Below are 19,212 nucleotides of genomic sequence, written 5' to 3'. Positions count from 1 at the left end.
TCTTACTCAGGTGAAAATGCCTTTAAATAAAAAAGGTAATAATATAAGAAATATTATTACCTTTTATTGGCATTTAATCTTGATGGATATCTGTTTAATTACCCTCGGTGATAGCGTTGTGTAACAAAAGGCATTTTTTGAATTAGCATAGGTAATTTTTTCCCACGAACTTCGGCAAAAATTTCAGTATCTAAAACCGCATATTTTGTTTCAACATATCCCATAGCAATAGGATAGCCTTTTGAGGGGCCCGCCGTACCACTGGTGACAACACCAATCATATCGCCATCACTATTAAATAGTTCAGCCCCTTCTCGCACAGGGGCTTTTCCTAAGCCCAGCATGCCAATTCGTTTACGAGTAACCTCTTTAGTGGCAATTTGTTCAAGTATAATTTCTGCACCGGGGAAGCCACCCTCACGTTCGCCACCAGTTCGCCTTACCTTGCTAATTGCCCATAGAAGGCTGGCTTCAACAGGGGTAGTTGTTTGGTCAATATCATGGCCATATAAACATAAGCCTGATTCTAAACGCAGAGAATCACGTGCGCCTAACCCAACCCACTCAACTTCCTTTTCAGCAAGTAATAAACGGGTAATATGTTCAGCACGCTCTGCAGGAATTGAAATCTCGAAGCCATCTTCACCAGTATAACCAGCTCGACCTATAATACATTCAGCACCTTCAAAATTTACCACTCTTGAATCCATAAAGATCATATCTGCGCTTTCTGGCAGTAGGCGCTTTAATACCTCAGCGGCTTTAGGTCCTTGCAAAGCTAATAATGCTCTATCTTCGAGTAGCTCAATCTCGATATCTTCAGGCAAATTAGTCTTCAAATGAGCAATATCTTGAGCCTTACAAGCTGCGTTTACTACAACAAATAAATGATCACCAAAGTTACTAACCATCAAGTCATCTAGCAAGCCGCCTTGTTCATTAGTAAAGAGCGCATAGCGCTGTTTACCTTGTGGTAAATCAATGATATCTACAGGCACTAACGTTTCTAACGCGGCAGCTGCATTTTTTCCTATTAGCTTTAATTGCCCCATATGCGAAACATCAAATAAGCCCGCTTGAGCGCGAGTATGCAAATGTTCTTTTTTTACACCTAGAGCATATTGGACAGGCATTTCATAGCCCGCAAAAGGAACCATTTTGCCACCAGCTTCTAGGTGAAGATCGTAGCAAGGGGTTTTTAAAAGATTTGAATTTATCATGGTCATTCCTAAAGTCGCTCTAATAGAGCGACTTTACATAAAGAGAGGAAGGGAATTAATTAGCTTTCTTGGTTTTCCATGTCAGCAGGTACTTTACCACCACTAACAAAGTATTCACGAGTTAACTGAATAACCACTGGGCTAAGTAAAACAATGGCAATAAGGTTTGGAATAGCCATTAAAGCATTCATAGTATCTGCAAGTAACCAGATAAACTCTAAAGAACCAACAGCACCCACTGGCACTATGATTATCCAAAGTACTCTAAAAGGAATAATTGCTTTTACGCCAAAGAAATATTGAACACATTTCTCTCCGTATACGCTCCACCCCAAAATAGTCGTAAATGCAAACACTGTAAGTGCGATAGCAACGATATAGTTACCGAATGGAATCGCTGAGGCAAAGGCATTAGACGTTAATTCCGCACCCGTTGCACCTGAAGTCCACTCACCCGATACAATAATAGCTAGACCGGTGATAGAACAAACGATTAATGTATCAATGAAAGTACCTAACATGCCAACTAAGCCCTGTGCCACAGGGTTATTAGTTTTTGCCGCAGCATGCGCAATAGGCGCACTACCTAAACCAGCTTCATTGGAGAATACACCACGCGCCACACCAAATCGAATTGCAGCCCAAACTGCAGCACCAGCAAAACCACCTTCAGCGGCCGTTGATGTAAATGCACTTTCAAAAATTAAAGCAAAAGCTGCTGGGATTTCAGATGCTTGCATTAGTAAAACAATAACACCTGCACTGATATAAAAAATGGCCATTAGTGGTACAAGCTTACCAGCCACATCACCAATGCGTTTAATGCCACCCATCAAGACTAAACCAACAAGTATCATTAGAATCACACCCGTTAGCACAGGGCTAATACCAAAGTTACTTTCTAGTGCATTAGCTACAGAATTTGTTTGAACTGTATTACCAATACCAAAAGCTGCCACAGAGCCAAAGAATGCGAAAGCACCACCTAACCAGCCCCAACGACTAGATAAGCCATTCTTTATATAATACATTGGACCACCGCTGTGATTGCCGTTTTCGTCTACTTCACGATAACGTACAGCTAATACTGCTTCGGCAAACTTGGTGGCCATACCAACCAATGCCGTACACCACATCCAAAATAGTGCGCCTGGCCCACCAAGGAAAATAGCCGTAGCAACACCTGCAATATTACCAGTACCTATAGTGGCTGATAATGAAGTCATTAAAGCATTAAAAGGACTTATTTCCCCTTTGGCATTCTTGTCTTTGTCAGGAATTCGACCTGTCCATAGCAATTTGAAACCTGTCCCTAAATTGATAATTGGCATAAATCGCAAGCTTACTGTTAAAAATAAACCGACACCAAGTATCATAATCAGCATAGGTACTCCCCATACTATGCCGTTAAGACTGGAAATTAAACTTGTTAAAAATTCCATAGTAACCTCAATTGAATTGTTATAATTTTATATTCTTTCACCAACTCTGACATTGGCTCTTTTGATTATTTATTAATTGAAAAGTGCATAATTAAGCGTTTCCAATAGGAAACAAACTAGTCTTTCGGGAAACGTTTAGCAACCTTTAATTAACATTTTTTAACATGTTATCAGTTTGTTTTTTCTTAACTGCATGATTTTTAAGTTTTTTACTGTGTGCGCTAGATGCTGTGGTCTTACCAGATATTAACAATTGTGGTCGGTTTTCAGCCTAAGCTGATCATTTTTGTGTGTTTATCAAGTTGCTGTTGAGGTTTGTTAGAGGGGGGGAGTAAAAAGTGAGAGCTTTTTATTAAAACTCTCATATTTTCTTGAAGGTGGCTTTTTTTGTTAAGAAGCTGTAACCCATAAGATAACAGCATCTTCTTCACTGACGGATATAACTAAATGTCCCATGGTGGCATCGTAATAGACATTGTCGCCTTTTTTTAGTGTTGTCGCTTCATAAAATTCGGTTAATAGTTGGATCTCGCCTTCAAGAACAAGTAGAAACTCTTCTCCTTCATGACGAACCCATTCACCAAAATCTTCGAAACTCCGCGCATAAACACGACTTTTATAGGGCATCATTTTCTTATTACTAAATTGAGTTGCCAGTAATTCATGCTCATAAGTAGATGTGACATGAGACTTCCCTGAACCGCTCAATGTAATATCTCTTCGTCCTGTGGCCTGCTTTTTTTCTGGCTTAGTGAATAATTGAGGGAGTTCTATATCAAGCCCAGTAGCTAATTTTTGCATCACAGTAAATGTTGGCGAAATTTGTTCATTCTCAATTTTAGATAGGGTTGAGCGTGCAAGGCCAGTTCGTTTACTGGCTTCTTCTAAAGTTAATTTATTATTTGTTCTGATAGCTTTAAGTTGTGCACCGATCGTGATTTTTTCTATAGCTTTCACATTATCTTGGCTATCTGCAATGACCATTGATGGGTAAACATCAACACTTTTTTGCCCGCTCATTTTGTTTGCTGCCCTGAAATATATTGATTGTTTTCATTGTTGCACATCTCTGGCAGCTGCAAAACCTTAATTTCTAAAAATAAACATTGAGTGAAATCAGTAGTTAAAGAGGAAATGAAAGAAAAAAGTTTCCGATAGGAAACTTTTTTCTTGAAATGGGGATTGGTGACTGCTATGTTTTAAAAAGTTATGACGCTTTTGTGAATTTTAATGCTGTTCACCTAAGGTAAAAAAGAAACTGAATGTCTCAGTCGATAAGCTAAATTAATTAGTCATTTAGGCGTATGAAAAGTAGACCTCGCATAGGTCTAAAAAATTTCATTATTTTTGTGGATTAACTAATTGATAAATCGGTTCACTAAAAAATGCAGTAGCAATAGAACAATATTAGATAAAGCAAGCACCTAAAGGTAAGTCGCTTTATTTGAAAGCATTAGGTAATGCTCATCGTGTATATAGCTAGAATGGCTAGCTCAAGTAAAAGGCAATTATTATGAAAAGTAAGTATCAATCGTTTGAATTAGAACATTTCTTCTCAGCTCAGTTATCTGTGACTGATGGCGCAGTTGAAATGGCCATGCAACTTGAAGCCAAGCGACAAGAGCAACAAATTGAATTAATTGCCTCTGAAAATATTGTATCAAAGTCAGTTATGGAAGCTCAGGGGTCTTTATTAACTAATAAATATGCAGAAGGGTACCCAAAGCGTAGATATTACGGTGGCTGTGAGCATGTAGATATTGTTGAAACATTAGCGATAGACCGAGCTAAGTGCATTTTTGAAGCGCAATATGTCAATGTGCAACCACATTCTGGTGCACAAGCTAATGGTGCAGTGATGCTAGCGTTAGTCCAGCCAGGAGATACCATTTTAGGTATGTCATTAGATGCTGGTGGACACTTAACTCATGGTGCACGTCCGGCACAGTCAGGCAAATGGTTTAATGCGATTCAATACGGTGTTCGCAAAGACAACATGCTGATTGATTATGATGAAGTACTTGCATTGGCTAAAGAGCACAAGCCAAAAATGATAATTGCTGGGGGCTCTGCAATACCGCGCGAAATAGATTTTTCAGTGTTTAGAAAAATAGCTGATGAAGTCGGTGCCTTATTAATGGTGGATATGGCTCATATAGCGGGTCTCGTTGCAACTGGACATCATCAAAATCCCTTACCTTATGCAGATGTCGTTACGACAACAACTCACAAAACCTTACGCGGACCTCGTGGTGGCTTGATCCTAACTAACAATGAAACTATCGCGAAAAAAATAAACTCTGCCGTATTCCCTGGATTGCAAGGTGGCCCATTAATGCATGTTATTGCTGCAAAAGCCGTTGCATTAGGGGAAGCGTTAGAGCCTGAATTTCATGCTTACATTAAAAATGTATTAAGTAATGCAAAAGTGCTGGCTAGCACACTGAAAACACGCGGTTGCGATATTGTAACTGGTGGAACTGACACTCATCTGATGCTGGTTGATTTAAGACCAAAAGGCTTGAAAGGTAATATCGCCGAAGAAAGCCTAGAGCGCGCCGGCATTACCTGTAATAAAAATGGTATCCCTTTTGACCCAGAAAAACCCATGGTGACATCAGGAATTCGCTTAGGAACACCAGCAGGCACCAGCCGAGGTTTTGGCAATGCAGAGTTTGAATTAATTGGCCACTGCATTGGTGACGTTTTAGATGGTTTAGCTGCAAACCCTGAAGATAACAGTGTAGCGGAAGCAAAAGCCTTAGCGCAGGTACAAAAACTTTGTGAAGAATTTCCATTGTATCGCTAGAAATTTGTATCGCTAGAAAATCATTGAACAGAACAATAAGGAAAAGCTGAATAGTTACGCTTTTCTGAGTTTAAACACACCCTAAAAATAGTGTTTGAACTGTAATAAATAGAATTTTGGAGATAACAAATGAGTACATCAGATAACAATTATAGATTCGCCTCTAGCCATGAATGGGTAAAAGATCATGGCGATGGCACTGCCACTATTGGTGTGTCGCATCATGCGCAAGAGTTATTAGGGGATGTTGTTTTTGTTGAATTACCAGAAGAAGGTGAGGACATTACCGCAGGTGCAGTTTTTTCTCTTGTTGAATCGGTTAAGGCTGCTTCAGATGTATATGCGCCCGTAACGGGTGAAGTCATCGAGATCAATGATGCGTTGGAAGATAACCCTGAACTGATTAATGAAGCGGCACAAACTGAGGGTTGGATTGCAAAAGTGAAATTATCAGATTCAGCAGAACTGGATAATTTATTAACCAGTGAAGCATATCAAGCAAGTCTTGAAGATTAATTTCATTTAAAAACAACAAGGTTATGACCCTAAAGGGTTGGGAGATATTAATGAGCAATCATAGTTTGTTAACACAATTAGGTAATGAGTCGGATTTCATTAGTCGTCACATTGGCCCAAACTCACAGCAAGAACAACACATGTTAGAAGCGCTGTCATTAGATTCTACGGAGCAACTTATTGAAAGTACTGTGCCTGAGAATATTCGCCTACCTCAACCTATGAATTTAGCTAAGCCGTTAAGTGAAGAGGATATGCTTAGCAAGTTGCATGAAATTGCAGCTAAAAATAAGGTCAATAAAAGTTACATTGGTCAGGGGTATTACGATACGCATGTGCCAAATGTTATTTTACGTAATGTCTTTGAAAACCCTGGTTGGTATACAGCTTATACCCCTTATCAGCCAGAAATTTCCCAAGGCAGGCTTGAAGCGTTATTAAACTATCAGCAGATGATTACTGACCTAACGGCAATGGAATTATCTAATGCTTCATTGCTTGATGAGGCAACAGCCGCAGCTGAAGCGATGAGCTTGTGTAAGCGTGCGAGTAAAAATAAAAGTAATAGCTTCTTTGTCGCAGATGATGTTCACCCACAAACCCTTGATGTGGTTTTAACTCGAGCAAACTACTTTTCTTTTGATGTTATTGTTGGACCAAGTAATGAACTTGAGCAACATGATGTCTTTGGTGCACTGGTTCAGTATCCTGGTACTACAGGTGAAGTATGCAACTTAGAGACGCTTATTGCTAAAGCTCATAGCAAGAAAACATTAGTTACTGTCGCAACGGATTTATTAGCGTTAACGATATTGAAACCACCTGGGGAAATGGGAGCAGATGTTGTCATTGGTAGTGCACAGCGTTTTGGTGTGCCTATGGGGTTTGGTGGGCCTCATGCTGCATTTATGGCGACGAGTGAGAAATATAAACGAACTATTCCCGGTCGAGTGATTGGTGTATCAATTGATAGCAGAGGGCAACCTGCACTTCGTATGGCCATGCAAACTCGAGAGCAGCATATTCGTCGAGAAAAAGCGAATTCAAATATATGTACAGCGCAAGCACTATTAGCAAATATGGCTTCATTTTATGCGGTATATCATGGACCAAACGGACTGAAAAAAATTGGCCGTAGAGTAAATCGATTAGCGTCAGTGTTGGCACAAGGGATTAAACAGTGTGGATTTACTTTAGTTCATGAACACTTCTTTGACACTGTAACCATTGCCACAGGAGATAAAACACAAGCGATTTATCAGCGAGCGCTACAGCAAGGGCTTAATCTACGCTTATTTCCTCAAGAGTTAGTCATTAGTCTTGATGAAACAACCACTCAAGCTGATGTGGAAGCATTACTTTTGGTTATTACAGGTACGTCCCTTGATATTGAAACAATAGAGCAATCTTTAGAAGAAGAGTTTTGTAATATTCCTAAAGAATGTCGTAGAAAAAGCGAATACTTAACTCATCACGTCTTTAATAGTTATCACAGTGAAACACGTATGTTGCGTTATTTGAAAAGTCTTGAAAACAAAGACTTTTCATTAACTCATGGCATGATACCGCTAGGCTCTTGCACCATGAAGTTAAATGCTACTGCGCAAATGTTGCCTGTTTCTTGGTCTGAATTTTCTCAAATGCACCCATTTGCACCCAAAGAGCAATGCCAAGGTTATCAAGAATTAGCACAAAGCCTTAGTGAAATGCTGTGCACTGTGACAGGTTATGATGCTTTTTCATTACAGCCAAACTCAGGTGCGCAAGGTGAGTATGCTGGCTTAATAGCTATTCAACGTTACCATGAATCTCGCGGTGATCATCATCGTAATATTTGCCTCATTCCAAGTTCAGCGCATGGTACTAACCCAGCAAGTGCTGCCATGGTGTCAATGCGTATTGTTATTGTCGCTTGTGATAAACAGGGCAATGTCGATATGGATGACTTAGCAACGAAAGTTGAAGTACACCAAGAAAATCTTGCTGCGATAATGATCACTTATCCTTCAACACATGGTGTTTATGAAGAAAGCATTAAAGATATTTGTCAATTAGTGCATGAGGCAGGTGGTCAGGTTTATCTTGATGGTGCCAACATGAATGCACAAGTTGGGCTGACATCTCCTGGCTTTATTGGCTCAGATGTTTCTCATCTTAATCTACATAAGACCTTCTGCATTCCTCATGGCGGTGGCGGCCCTGGCATGGGACCTATTGGTGTAAAATCACATTTAGCAGAGTTTCTACCAGGACATGTTACAGAGCAAACTTCAGGCGCTGTATCTGCTACTTCCTTAGGTAGTGCATCAATACTGCCAATTTCTTGGGCTTACATTGCATTAATGGGCGCTGACGGCTTGAAGAAGGCAACAGAGCTAGCCATTTTAAATGCCAATTACATCATGGAGAAACTTAGTCCACATTATCCGATCCTATTTCGCGGAGAAAAAGGGCGCGTAGCTCATGAGTGCATCATTGATATTAGACCCTTGAAAGAATCGTCAGGCATTTCTGAAGAAGATGTTGCTAAACGCTTAATGGACTTTGGATTTCACGCACCCACTATGTCATTTCCTGTGGCTGGCACATTAATGATTGAGCCTACGGAAAGTGAATCGTTAGAAGAGCTCGATAAATTTATTAATGCGCTCATCGTGATCAGACAAGAAATTGCAAAAGTTGAGAGCGGGGAGTGGTCATTAACCGATAACCCATTAGTCAATGCTCCTCATACCCTGAGTGATTTAAGTGATGAAGACTGGTCTCATTCATACTCACGCAAAATAGCCTGTTTTCCTAATGGCTCACCGAGCCAATCAAAGTTTTGGCCGACAACGAATCGAGTCGACAATGTATACGGGGATAGAAACCTAATTTGTAGCTGCCCGCCCATTGAAAGTTATTTGTAAGGCAAATTGAATAAATTTTTTATTACAACAATAAGCTTCATAAGAAGCATTTAACAACACACAACATAAATACAATAAGGTGAACAAATGAAAAATTTTAAACTTAAACCTGTATTACTACCGTTAATGTTAGCAATGCCCGTTTTTGCAGCTAACGCAGCCGATAGTGGTGAGCAGAAAAAAGCATCAGAGCAAGATGTTCAAAGTCAGTTAGAAACACTACAGAGACGTTTGGCTGATCTAGAAAACAAAGATAATAAAGAAGCGCAAAGAAAAGAAAACTATGGTGTCACGCTATACGGTAGCTTAAGGCCAGCATTAACATACAGTGACTTTGGTGATGGAGAAAGCAGTACTGATGTAACTGATTTCTTCTCTCGAGTAGGCTTTAAAGGCGATATAGCTGTTAATGAAAGTATTACAGCTTTTTATCAAGGTGAGTGGGATATTGATGTAGAAGCCGATGCAGATTTTGGCGATGCACGATTAGGTTTTGCCGGTTTAAGAGGGAGTTTTGGTCAAGTTGCAATCGGTAAGCAATGGAGTCCACATTACAATATAGTTGCCGAAGTAACAGATATTTTTAATAACCGCTCAAGTCCGTTTGGTTATGATGAAGCAAGTCCGTTTAGAACAAACCAAATGGTGACTTATTCTTATACTAAGGGTGGTTTTAAACTTGATGCAGGATTGCAATTCAATGGTAGTGCGGAAAACTCTGCTGGGGGAGATAACTCTCAAGCAAACGATGTAGATCACGTTGATTCAGGCTCTATTGGTGTCGGTTACAGTTTTGGTGATTTCTATGTGGGTGCGTCTTATTTAGATCAAGAACTTGGTGGACTTGAGGAAAGGGATTTCCGCTCTATTGCGGGTAGTTGGAAAGTCAATGAAACTATTTATTTAGCTGCCACGTATCAAGATATTGAGCGAGATACCGGAGCGATGGTATATAACCAATCTTCTTTTGATGTGGCCGCTTCTTTCTCATTACCAAAAAACTATACCTTTAAAACCTCTTACTTTGATTGGGATGGTGATGGTCAAGGTCGAACGTTTGATGGTTATAACTTAACACTTGAAAATCAATTAAATGATTCTGTTCGTGTTTTTGTTGAGTGGCTAAGTCGAGATATCGAAGATGCTAATACTCAAAATCATTTAAGCGTTGGTATACGCTACGATTTTGAAGGTTTGTTCTAAAAGTAGTTTAAATGCTCAGGGGCTGAGTGCCCCACTTTTAAGCTCAAGTAGTGCTTAGTAAGTTTACTTACAGCTCTGCTTGAGCTTTTTTTGTTTGTCATTTAGTAAATATTTTTAAACTCATTAACCAAGCATATAATCACTCCACAGTTGTTATTAAATGTAACCTTAAGGATAAACCCATTGACAGTAGGTTTTAGCTTGTTAGAATAAAACCCATCAATAATAGGTTTTAAGTCTTGAAGGTGAAGTATGCTGTTAGGTGAGTTAGAAAAACTTGTTCTACAATATCTGTGGCAAAAAAAATCCGCTGATGTGAAGCAGGTCTTCGCACACTTTGAAAAGGTGCGAGGAGGTAGTTTAAATACTATTCAGACCACTTTAGATCGCTTGTATAAAAAAGGCTTATTATCTCGTCATAAAGAAGGCTACGCTTTTCAATATCAACCTAAAGTAGAACGTCACGAATTAATTGCACAATTAATTAAGTCTGTTACCAATGACTTTATCACCGAAGATGAAAACAGTTTAGTCGCGGCATTTTCTTCAATATCAGATGACTTTAATGAAGAACAGCTAAATAGATTGGAAGCGCTTATTGAAGCAAAGCGTGAAAAGTTAAAGCAGGGTAACCGCTAATGATTGAAGGTGGCTTAGCGGTTTTATTGAATATATTAGCAATTGCTACCATTACCTTTGTACTGAGCAATATTGCTGTTTCGGCTGTTGTAACTTTACTGGCGCAACGCTTTGTTGGCCTTGAAGTGCAGTCTCGAAAAGTTATTTTGTGGTTACTTGTCACTGCGCCTTGGTTTGCCGTTTTCTGTGTTTCAATTTGCTTCGTTTACCCATTTTATTATACCAATGCTTTCTTTAATGATAATTCGATGGCCCACTGGCATCATATGACAAGTTTTGAACTGCTTAGTTGGCACAGTGTTACCTTAGTTATTGCTTTTTCATACATAGCTTATGTTTTTATCAATAAAATAGTGACGCTGATTAAACATAAAAACGAATTAAAATTACTGACGAGTTATTCCCAACAGTTAGAGCAAAATACTTATAAAATTGATTCGCCAATGCCCAATGCGTTTACCAGTGGTTTTTTTACCAAAAGCTGTTTTGTTACCAGCGGAATTTTGGATAAGACGACAGCTGATGAACAAGATATTATCTTTCGTCATGAGCAGGCTCATGCCGCTTATAGTGACCCGTTGAAAAAGTGGGTGTTTAGTATTTTTTCAGCATTCTTTTTGCCCTTCATTGCTAACAGATTAAAACTTCATATGACCTTAGCGATGGAACAAGCAGCCGATTTAAAAGTGTTAAATGATGGTACGTCACCGACCTTAGTGGCATCAACATTGGTAAAAATAGCGAAGCTCAACGCGAACAATCAGCAGGGCATTGTACTTAATGGCGATTTGGTGGCTAATTTTGGCATCGAGGTGTTAGAACAACGGGTATATTTTCTCTTAGGTCAGCTAGAGTTAACGCCAGCTAATCGCTTGTTAACGTTCATGTTTCTCGCAGTTACTGTTGTATTGAGTATGCTTTCAATTGATGGTGTTCATCACTTAATGGAAACGGTATTTAATCATTAGTTATTGAAAAATTTAATTATAAAACCTACTTGAAATAGGTTTTAACTTTGCCGCAGGTTTAGCAAGTTATATTTGTTTTATAGTCGGCGATTTTTTTACAGATAAAACCTATTGGGTCTAGGTTTTAGTTTACAACGTAATAGGTAGGAAGGTGTATGCCTTATATAAAATCTCAAACATTTAAGCCATTAAATTATTGGCTAAGAGGTGGTGTGGCAGCGCTCACCTTAAATTTATTCTTGGGTAATCCATTTGCCTATGCACAGCAGGAAGTGACATTAAAAGATGCCGTTCTCTTAACATTAAATCAGCATGCTGAATTGCAATCGTTTGTTCATGCGCAAAATGTAAACCAAGGCTTAATTCAACAAGCGGGCGTGAGTTCACCTTTGTCGTTAAGGGTTGAAGTTGAAGATGCTTTTGGCACTGGCAGTTATTCAGGTTTATCGGCGATGCAAGCAACTGTAGGTGTTTCTTGGCTTCTTGAAAATGATGTCATTAACTCTCGAGTTGGCGTTGCTAATGAGCAATCTGCATGGGTATCACTTCAAAAGGAAATTAAAGCTCTTGATGTTGCTGCTGAAACTGCCAATATTTTTGTGGTGCTTTTATCACAGAAAGAGCAATTAACTTTGGCTAAACTGGCTCAGCTACAGGCTAAAAAGGTACTTGAGGTAATCTCTAAGCAAGTTGATTTAGGCAAGGCGAATATTATTGATCAATTACGAGCCAAAGCTGATTTGTCGACAAAAGCACTTGAAGTTGAAGATCTTATTCATGAGATTGAAGCTTCAAAAGCACAACTTGCCGCTCAATGGCAGGGGAATATGAACTTTACAGTGTCTGGGACATTGCAACGAATTCCAACAGAAACACAGTTAGATTTAGCTAACGAGCAACTTATAAACCACCCTCGAATAAAGCTTTATGCAACAGAGCAAAGGATCGCCGAGGCTGAAATCGCTTTAGCTAAAGTGACTGCGAAACCATCGTGGCAAGTTTTTACAGGGGTGAAAAGAAATGAAGCTGAAGATGATTTTGCATTAACTGCCAGTATTTCAATTCCGCTGGGTAGTGAAAACCGCAATCAAGGGGAAATCATTGCATTACAAGCCAAAGGCAGCCAAAAGCAAGCTGAGTCTGAGGCTTTATCACAGCGTATTTCCACACAGATTTTATTGTTAACACATAAATTAAAGCATAACCGACATGTTATTGAAGGGCTGTCTACAGAAACGATCCCTGCACTTGAACAAGCCAATGAAAAAGCAAAACAAGCTTATCAAATTGGCCGTTATCGCTACAGCGAGTGGAATGATATTCAGCAAGACTTATTAGATGCTCAAGCAGAATTAATCCAAGCATTTACCAATATTCAATTATTCAATATAGAACTAGAGCGTTTAACAGGGCGCTCTATTATGAAGTAAGAGAGATTTTATGAAAATTAGCAACATATTAGCTAGCTTGCTAGTGGCAAGCTTAACGTTGTTTTTAGCAAGTGTTAGCGAAGTCGCCTTAGCTGGTGATCATCATAAGCAAGAACAGCAAGAAGAGGTCGAAAAGGGAGTAAATAATGGCCGAATGCTTCGTGATGGAGATTTTGCCATAGAATTGAGCCTTTTCGAGCAAGGCCTAGCACCAGAATATCGCGTTTATGCCACTATGGCTGAAAAAATGTTACCAGCAGCAGAAGTTGATGTAAGTATTAAATTAACGCGCTTAGGTGGCGTGGTTGATGACATTAACTTTAGCAATGAAGGTAACTATTTACGTGGTGACATGGAAATATATGAGCCTCATTCTTTTGTTGTTGACTTAACAGCCAGTTATCAAGGTAAAAAATATCATTGGTCTTATGAAAGCTTTGAAGGAAGAACTTTTATTCAAGATGCTATGGCTAAATCAATGAATATTGAAACGGAGATTGTTTCTAGCCAAGAGTTGCAAGAAACTATTACGGTTTATGGCCAGTTAGCTTTACCCAAAAGTGCTATTCGACATATTCGAGCTCGTTTTCCTGGTGAAATAATTTCATTAAATGTTGCTTTAGGCGACAAAGTTTCCAAAGGTCAAAACTTAATGGTTGTTGAAAGTAATGAAAGTCTACAAAGGTACACGATTAAAGCACCCCTTAGTGGCGTTATCACATTTCAAGAAGCTGGTGTTGGTGAGCAAACAGGCGAGCAAACATTACTGACCATTACAGATAACAGTAAGTTAACAGCTGAGTTAAGCGTATTTCCAATGGAACAAGGTAAAGTAACCGTTGGCGATAAAGTGAATATGACCGTCGCTGGTAGTGATGTTCTTTATTCAGCAAAGATAAAAGATGCCTTAGTTAGTGTTAACAATCAGCAGGCAAAAATATTTAGAGCTGACATTGATAATGCTTCAGGACGTTTGCAAGTAGGACAATTTATTCGTGCCAAGATTATAGTAGATACATACACCGTACCGTTGGCTGTTAAATCAGCAGGGCTGCAATCATTTCGTGATTTCACCGTAGTGTTTGCCAAAGTAGGCCAAGAGTATGAAGTAAGAATGCTGAATTTAGGTAGGGCCTCTGGCCCTTGGCGTGAAGTACTTAGCGGGATAAAAGAAGGCACTGAATACGTAACTGAAAATAGTTACATCATAAAAGCCGATATTGATAAATCTGGCGCAGCACATGACCACTAAGTAAGGCTGAAAAGTATGTTGGAATCTATTTTAAAAATTTCGATTGAGCGAAGTAAGCTCATTCTAGTGTTTGTTGTTGGCCTGGCTTTGTTAGGCGCTTGGAATTTTACCAAGCTTCCTATTGATGCTGTTCCTGATATTACTAATGTGCAAGTGGTTATTAACACTGAGGTAGCAGGTTTTACTCCATTAGAAGTAGAGCAGCGAGTTACTTACCCACTTGAAACTGCTCTAGCGGGCGTACCTAACCTTGAATATACTCGTTCAGTATCTCGATATGGTTTGTCTCAAGTGGTCGCTATTTTTAGCGATGAAACGGATATTTATTTTGCTCGACAATTAGTGAGTGAAAAGCTAAACAGTGCAAAATCAGAATTACCTTTAGGCGTTGAACCTGAGTTGGGGCCAATTTCAACAGGGTTAGGTGAAATTTTTATGTTCACGGTTGATGCAGTGCCAGGAGCACTAAACCCTGATGGCAGTGTTATTAATTCAACCGATTTAAGAACTGTGCATGATTGGATTATTCGTCCACAACTCATGCAAGTTGAAGGTGTGGTTGAAGTTAACCCTATTGGTGGCTTTGAACGAGAAATACTTATTGCCATTAAACCAGAGCAACTCATTGCGTACGGTTTAACCCAGCAAGATGTTATTAAGGCAATCTCTGAGAATAATCAAAACCAAGGTGCAGGCTTTATTGAACGAAATGGCGCGCAATGGTTAATTCGAGTACCAGGCCAGCTAGAAGATTTAACTCAGCTAGCTAATGCGTCTATCAAAACCAAGCAAGGGCAATACTTACGAATAAAAGATGTTGCTGATGTGCAAGAAGGTAAAGAGTTACGTTCTGGTGCAGCCACACAAAATGGTCATGAAGTGGTATTAAGTACCGTCTTTATGTTGATTGGTGAAAATAGTCAAAAAGTTGCTAAAGATGTCGGTGAAAAGCTTAAAGAAATTAATAAGAATTTACCCAACGGGGTCGTGGCAAACGCCGTTTATGATCGCACTAAGTTAGTCAATAAAACCTTAGATACGGTCGAAATGAACCTTATTGAAGGTGCAATATTAGTGATTGTGGTGCTGTTTTTACTGTTAGGTAATTTTAGAGCCGCGTTACTTACCTCAGCGGTTATTCCTTTTGCCATGCTAATGACAGTAACGGGCATGGTGCAAACACGAACGAGTGCAAACCTGATGAGTTTAGGGGCGTTAGATTTCGGTTTGCTCGTTGATGGTGCCATTATTATTGTTGAAAACTGCATGCGCAGGTTAAGCCATGCATCTCAAGGTAAGATTATTCCAGTAAAAGAGCGACTTGTTTTAGTGTTTGAAGCAACCCGTGAAGTAATTCGACCTGCCTTGTTTGGTGTATTTATTATCACTGCGGTGTATTTACCTATATTTGCTTTATCAGGTGTGGAAGGAAAAATGTTTCACCCAATGGCTATTACGGTGGTTATTGCCTTAGTCAGTGCAATGATCTTATCAGTGACATTTGTCCCTGCCGCCATTGCCCTTTTATTTAAAGGCCCTGTGGTTGAAAAAGAAAACCTCATCATGAAAGCGAGTGAGTCATTATATCGCCCTATATTATCTTTCGTGTTAAAAGCAAGGTGGTTAGTGATTATCGTGGCTCTTGTATTAGTAGGCTATGCAGGGTTTCTGGGCAGTAAACTCGGTAGTGAATTTGTACCAAATTTAGATGAAGGTGACATTGCTATGCATGCTTTACGCATACCAGGGACGTCACTCAGTCAGTCTATAGAAATGCAAATGGTTTTAGAGCAACAAATTAGAGACTTGCCTGAAGTTGAACGTATTTTCTCAAAAATAGGTACACCTGATGTCGCCACTGATCCAATGCCACCAAGTGTTGCCGATACCTTTGTTATTTTGAAACCTAGAGAGCAATGGCCTGATCCTAACAAAGCGAAACTTGACTTGGTTAAAGACTTAGAAGCCATTGTTAGCCCTGTACCAGGTAATCGCTATGAGTTTTTACAACCCATACAAATGCGCTTTAATGAGCTACTTGCTGGTGTAAGGTCTGAGCTAGCTGTTAAGGTTTTTGGTGATGATTTTAATACTCTTGCGGAAGTCGGAAAAAACATTGAGCAAGCGATTAAAGGTGTTGAAGGTATACGTGATGTACAACTAGAGCAAACGAAAGGTTTACCTGTGTTAACTATCATACCAAATATTGAGCAGCTTGCTTTATATGCTGTGTCTAAATCAGAGTTACAAGCACAAGTTGCTATTGCTATGGGGGGGCAAAATGTTGGTAAATTCTATCAAGGAGATAAACGTTTTGATATTACCGTCAGGCTTAGTGAAGCACAGCGACAAGATATTAGCGCATTGGCTAAACTGCCCATAATGCTTTCAAATGGAGGGTATGTACCTTTACAAGAAATTGCCCTTATTGAAAAAGTTGATGGTGCAAATCAAGTGAATCGTGAAAATGGTAAACGAAGAGTAGTGGTAACTGCAAACGTTAGAGGGCGTGATCTCGGTAGCTTTGTGAATGATGTACAGCAATCAATTGAGCAAAATGTTACTTTGCCTGCTGGCTATTGGGTTGAATATGGTGGCACCTATCAAAAGTTACAATCTGCTTCACAGCGCTTAGCTGTTGTTGTACCGGTCACTTTGGCTTTGATCATCGGGTTACTATTATTGGCACTAGGCTCATTTAAGGACTCAATGATTATTTTTACGGGAGTTCCTTTAGCATTAACAGGTGGTATCTTCGCATTAATCTTACGAGATATTCCATTTTCAATTTCAGCAGCCGTTGGCTTTATCGCCTTGTCAGGAATTGCCATATTAAATGGTTTAGTCATGGTGTCATTTATTCGCGAGTTAAGAAAAGAAAAACTCGCCTTAGATGAGGCGATAATAAAAGGCGCAATCACTCGTTTAAGGCCAGTATTAACCACCGCATTAGTTGCTTCTTTAGGATTTATACCCATGGCACTGAATACGGGGATAGGCTCTGAGGTTCAGAGACCACTGGCTACAGTAGTTATTGGTGGCGTCATATCTTCAACGCTGTTAACGTTGTTTGTATTGCCAGCTTTGTATCGATTATTGCATTCTCGAGTGCAAAAACAAAGCGCTCCTAGTCACACATTAATAGAAGACAAGGCTTAATAGAATGTTTACCAAGGTTAATCCCGATAAGAAAATTAGTTATTTGATGTGCTTTCTTGTGATGCTTTTAGCCACGACTTCTTTGGAAGTTATGGCGCATGGTGTCGATGAAAGTACACGTAACTTCTTACTGAATAATACAGGCGTTCAAATCATCCCTTTTATCTATATTGGCGCAAAGCATATGGTGACAGGGTATGACCATTTGTTGTTTCTTGTAGGTGTTTTATTCTTTTTGCATAAAAGCAGAGATGTGTTGCTTTATGTCAGCATGTTTACACTTGGTCATAGCTTAACGCTTATGACTGGAGTATTGGCTAACATTCAAGTTAATGCTTATTTAATTGATGCCATTATAGGTTTATCTGTTATTTATAAAGGCTTTGATAATTTAGGCGGTTTTAAGCACTTTTTTGGAAAACAGCCAAACCCTAAGCAGGCAGTATTGATATTTGGTCTATTCCATGGTTTTGGTTTAGCAACCAAAATTCAAGAGTTTCAGCTGCCTAGCGATGGTTTAGCCGTCAACCTTTTATCATTTAATTTGGGTGTGGAGTTAGGCCAGTTCCTCGCGTTGATGTTTATACTCTTAGCCATCAATGTGTGGCGACAATTCGACAGTTTTAATAAATTTGCTACCGCAACGAATACCGCCTTAATGAGCGCGGGCTTTATGCTTGTTGGTATGCAACTCACCGGTTATTTTGTTAGTTAATTTTAATGAGAAATATTTTTATGGAATCCAATAAGCAACGTCGTTCACTAATACGGGCGACTCTATTATCAATAGTTATAGCGGCTATTACTTTAGTGTTATTTATTTTACCTGCTGAGTACAACATTGACCCTACAGGTGTTGGTGAAAAACTCGGATTGACGGTTTTTAACGCAGAAGTACCGTCAAGTGAGAAAGCGACAATATCAAAAGGTGGAGAAGATACTGTTGTTGTCGTAGTTCCAGCAGGACGTGGGGTTGAGTATAAGCTTACTGTTGAGCAGTTTAGTAAGGTGACTTATCAGTGGGCTACAAGCGAAAGTGAACTTTATGTTGACCTACATGGTGAACCAGAAGGGGACACTACAGGTTACTTTGAGTCGTATACCATAGCGACTGTAGATAATATGAAAGGGAGCTTTACCGCACCTTTTACAGGCTCCCATGGCTGGTATTGGAAAAATAACAGCGATAAAGATATTGAAGTTCAAGTGATCTTTAGTGGTGATTATGTCATCGAAGGTCTTAAATAGTTTTAAATTTATAGGAAAGTAAATATGAAAAATTTTAGTGTTATCGTTTTTTTAACATTGCTTTTGTGCTCAAGTCTAGCTTTTGCTCATACAGGTGGACACGGTAAAGTTAACCAAGAAAAAGCCGTTGAAATAGCGCAAAATGCCGCCAAGATGTTGACCTTTAAAAGTTATGGAATGGCTATTGGAAAGATAGACTCGTCATGGGCTAGTGTGAAAAAAGCAAGCTATCAGGTCGTTAAAGAAGGTGATGACAGCTATATCATTGAAGCAACTAATGATGAAAAGTCGCAAACGTTATATTTCGATATTGGTAAAAATGGTGAGATTAATGCAGTAAAAGATGCTGTGGATTTTACGAAAAAACATGATCACAGTCATTAGTATTTCATGAGAAAGAAACATATAAAACGGAGC

The 19,212-nt window shown here is 39.3% G+C and carries 15 protein-coding genes; 12 read left to right on the top strand and 3 right to left on the bottom strand.

Translation table 11 applies throughout. The annotated features are described in order from the left end of the window. Nucleotides 1-98: 98 nt before the first annotated feature. The 3 genes from gcvT to EPA86_RS00755 all read right to left on the bottom strand — a co-directional run bounded on the left by gcvT (nucleotide 99) and on the right by EPA86_RS00755 (nucleotide 3,682). Nucleotides 99-1,220 carry a glycine cleavage system aminomethyltransferase GcvT gene (gene gcvT, locus EPA86_RS00765; protein WP_246058184.1) on the bottom strand — a complete coding sequence of 374 codons (1,122 nt, stop codon included), beginning with the start codon at nucleotides 1,218-1,220 and terminating at the stop codon, nucleotides 99-101. Between the two features lie 59 nt (nucleotides 1,221-1,279). Then, nucleotides 1,280-2,662 carry an alanine/glycine:cation symporter family protein gene (locus EPA86_RS00760; RefSeq protein WP_140600902.1) on the bottom strand — a complete coding sequence of 461 codons (1,383 nt, stop codon included), beginning with the start codon at nucleotides 2,660-2,662 and terminating at the stop codon, nucleotides 1,280-1,282. Nucleotides 2,663-3,052: 390 nt separating this feature from the next. Next, nucleotides 3,053-3,682 carry a helix-turn-helix domain-containing protein gene (locus EPA86_RS00755; RefSeq protein ID WP_140600900.1) on the bottom strand — a complete coding sequence of 210 codons (630 nt, stop codon included), beginning with the start codon at nucleotides 3,680-3,682 and terminating at the stop codon, nucleotides 3,053-3,055. Between the two features lie 493 nt (nucleotides 3,683-4,175). On the opposite strand from EPA86_RS00755, the gene EPA86_RS00750 reads away from it, so the two are divergent. The 12 genes from EPA86_RS00750 (at nucleotide 4,176) to EPA86_RS00695 (ending at nucleotide 19,179) form a co-directional block, all read left to right on the top strand. Then, a complete protein-coding gene (locus tag EPA86_RS00750; protein ID WP_140600898.1) occupies nucleotides 4,176-5,471 on the top strand; it encodes a serine hydroxymethyltransferase in 1,296 nt (431 codons plus the stop codon). 129 nt (nucleotides 5,472-5,600) lie between these two features. Then, nucleotides 5,601-5,987 carry a glycine cleavage system protein GcvH gene (gcvH, locus tag EPA86_RS00745; protein ID WP_140600896.1) on the top strand — a complete coding sequence of 129 codons (387 nt, stop codon included), beginning with the start codon at nucleotides 5,601-5,603 and terminating at the stop codon, nucleotides 5,985-5,987. Nucleotides 5,988-6,037: 50 nt separating this feature from the next. Continuing rightward, the gene (gene gcvP / locus EPA86_RS00740) at nucleotides 6,038-8,896 is read left to right on the top strand and encodes an aminomethyl-transferring glycine dehydrogenase (protein ID WP_140600894.1); all 2,859 of its coding nucleotides are present in this window, start codon (nucleotides 6,038-6,040) and stop codon (nucleotides 8,894-8,896) included. Between the two features lie 87 nt (nucleotides 8,897-8,983). Then, nucleotides 8,984-10,099 (top strand): porin, encoded by a 1,116-nt coding sequence (locus EPA86_RS00735; RefSeq protein WP_140600892.1) that lies wholly within the window; start codon nucleotides 8,984-8,986, stop codon nucleotides 10,097-10,099. Between the two features lie 252 nt (nucleotides 10,100-10,351). After that, nucleotides 10,352-10,738: a BlaI/MecI/CopY family transcriptional regulator gene (locus EPA86_RS00730; protein WP_140600890.1), complete on the top strand. Its 387-nt coding sequence runs from the start codon at nucleotides 10,352-10,354 to the stop codon at nucleotides 10,736-10,738. Continuing rightward, the gene (locus tag EPA86_RS00725; RefSeq protein WP_140600888.1) at nucleotides 10,738-11,706 is read left to right on the top strand and encodes a M56 family metallopeptidase; all 969 of its coding nucleotides are present in this window, start codon (nucleotides 10,738-10,740) and stop codon (nucleotides 11,704-11,706) included. The genes EPA86_RS00730 and EPA86_RS00725 overlap by 1 nt, the downstream gene beginning before the upstream one ends. A gap of 155 nt (nucleotides 11,707-11,861) precedes the next feature. After that, a complete protein-coding gene (locus EPA86_RS00720) occupies nucleotides 11,862-13,136 on the top strand; it encodes a TolC family protein (RefSeq protein WP_140600886.1) in 1,275 nt (424 codons plus the stop codon). A 10-nt stretch (nucleotides 13,137-13,146) separates the two neighbouring features. After that, nucleotides 13,147-14,388 (top strand): efflux RND transporter periplasmic adaptor subunit, encoded by a 1,242-nt coding sequence (locus tag EPA86_RS00715; RefSeq protein WP_140600884.1) that lies wholly within the window; start codon nucleotides 13,147-13,149, stop codon nucleotides 14,386-14,388. Nucleotides 14,389-14,403: 15 nt separating this feature from the next. Further along, nucleotides 14,404-17,547 (top strand): efflux RND transporter permease subunit, encoded by a 3,144-nt coding sequence (locus EPA86_RS00710; protein WP_140600882.1) that lies wholly within the window; start codon nucleotides 14,404-14,406, stop codon nucleotides 17,545-17,547. 46 nt (nucleotides 17,548-17,593) lie between these two features. Further along, nucleotides 17,594-18,262: a HupE/UreJ family protein gene (locus EPA86_RS00705; protein WP_246058190.1), complete on the top strand. Its 669-nt coding sequence runs from the start codon at nucleotides 17,594-17,596 to the stop codon at nucleotides 18,260-18,262. A 20-nt stretch (nucleotides 18,263-18,282) separates the two neighbouring features. After that, nucleotides 18,283-18,795: a hypothetical protein gene (locus EPA86_RS00700; RefSeq protein ID WP_140600878.1), complete on the top strand. Its 513-nt coding sequence runs from the start codon at nucleotides 18,283-18,285 to the stop codon at nucleotides 18,793-18,795. A gap of 24 nt (nucleotides 18,796-18,819) precedes the next feature. Beyond that, the gene (locus tag EPA86_RS00695) at nucleotides 18,820-19,179 is read left to right on the top strand and encodes a DUF6488 family protein (protein ID WP_140600876.1); all 360 of its coding nucleotides are present in this window, start codon (nucleotides 18,820-18,822) and stop codon (nucleotides 19,177-19,179) included. Nucleotides 19,180-19,212: the final 33 nt, after the last annotated feature.

Source organism: Litorilituus lipolyticus (assembly GCF_006439335.1).
Taxonomy (GTDB): domain Bacteria; phylum Pseudomonadota; class Gammaproteobacteria; order Enterobacterales; family Alteromonadaceae; genus Colwellia; species Colwellia lipolytica.
This window is presented reverse-complemented; position numbering and strand designations above follow the sequence as displayed.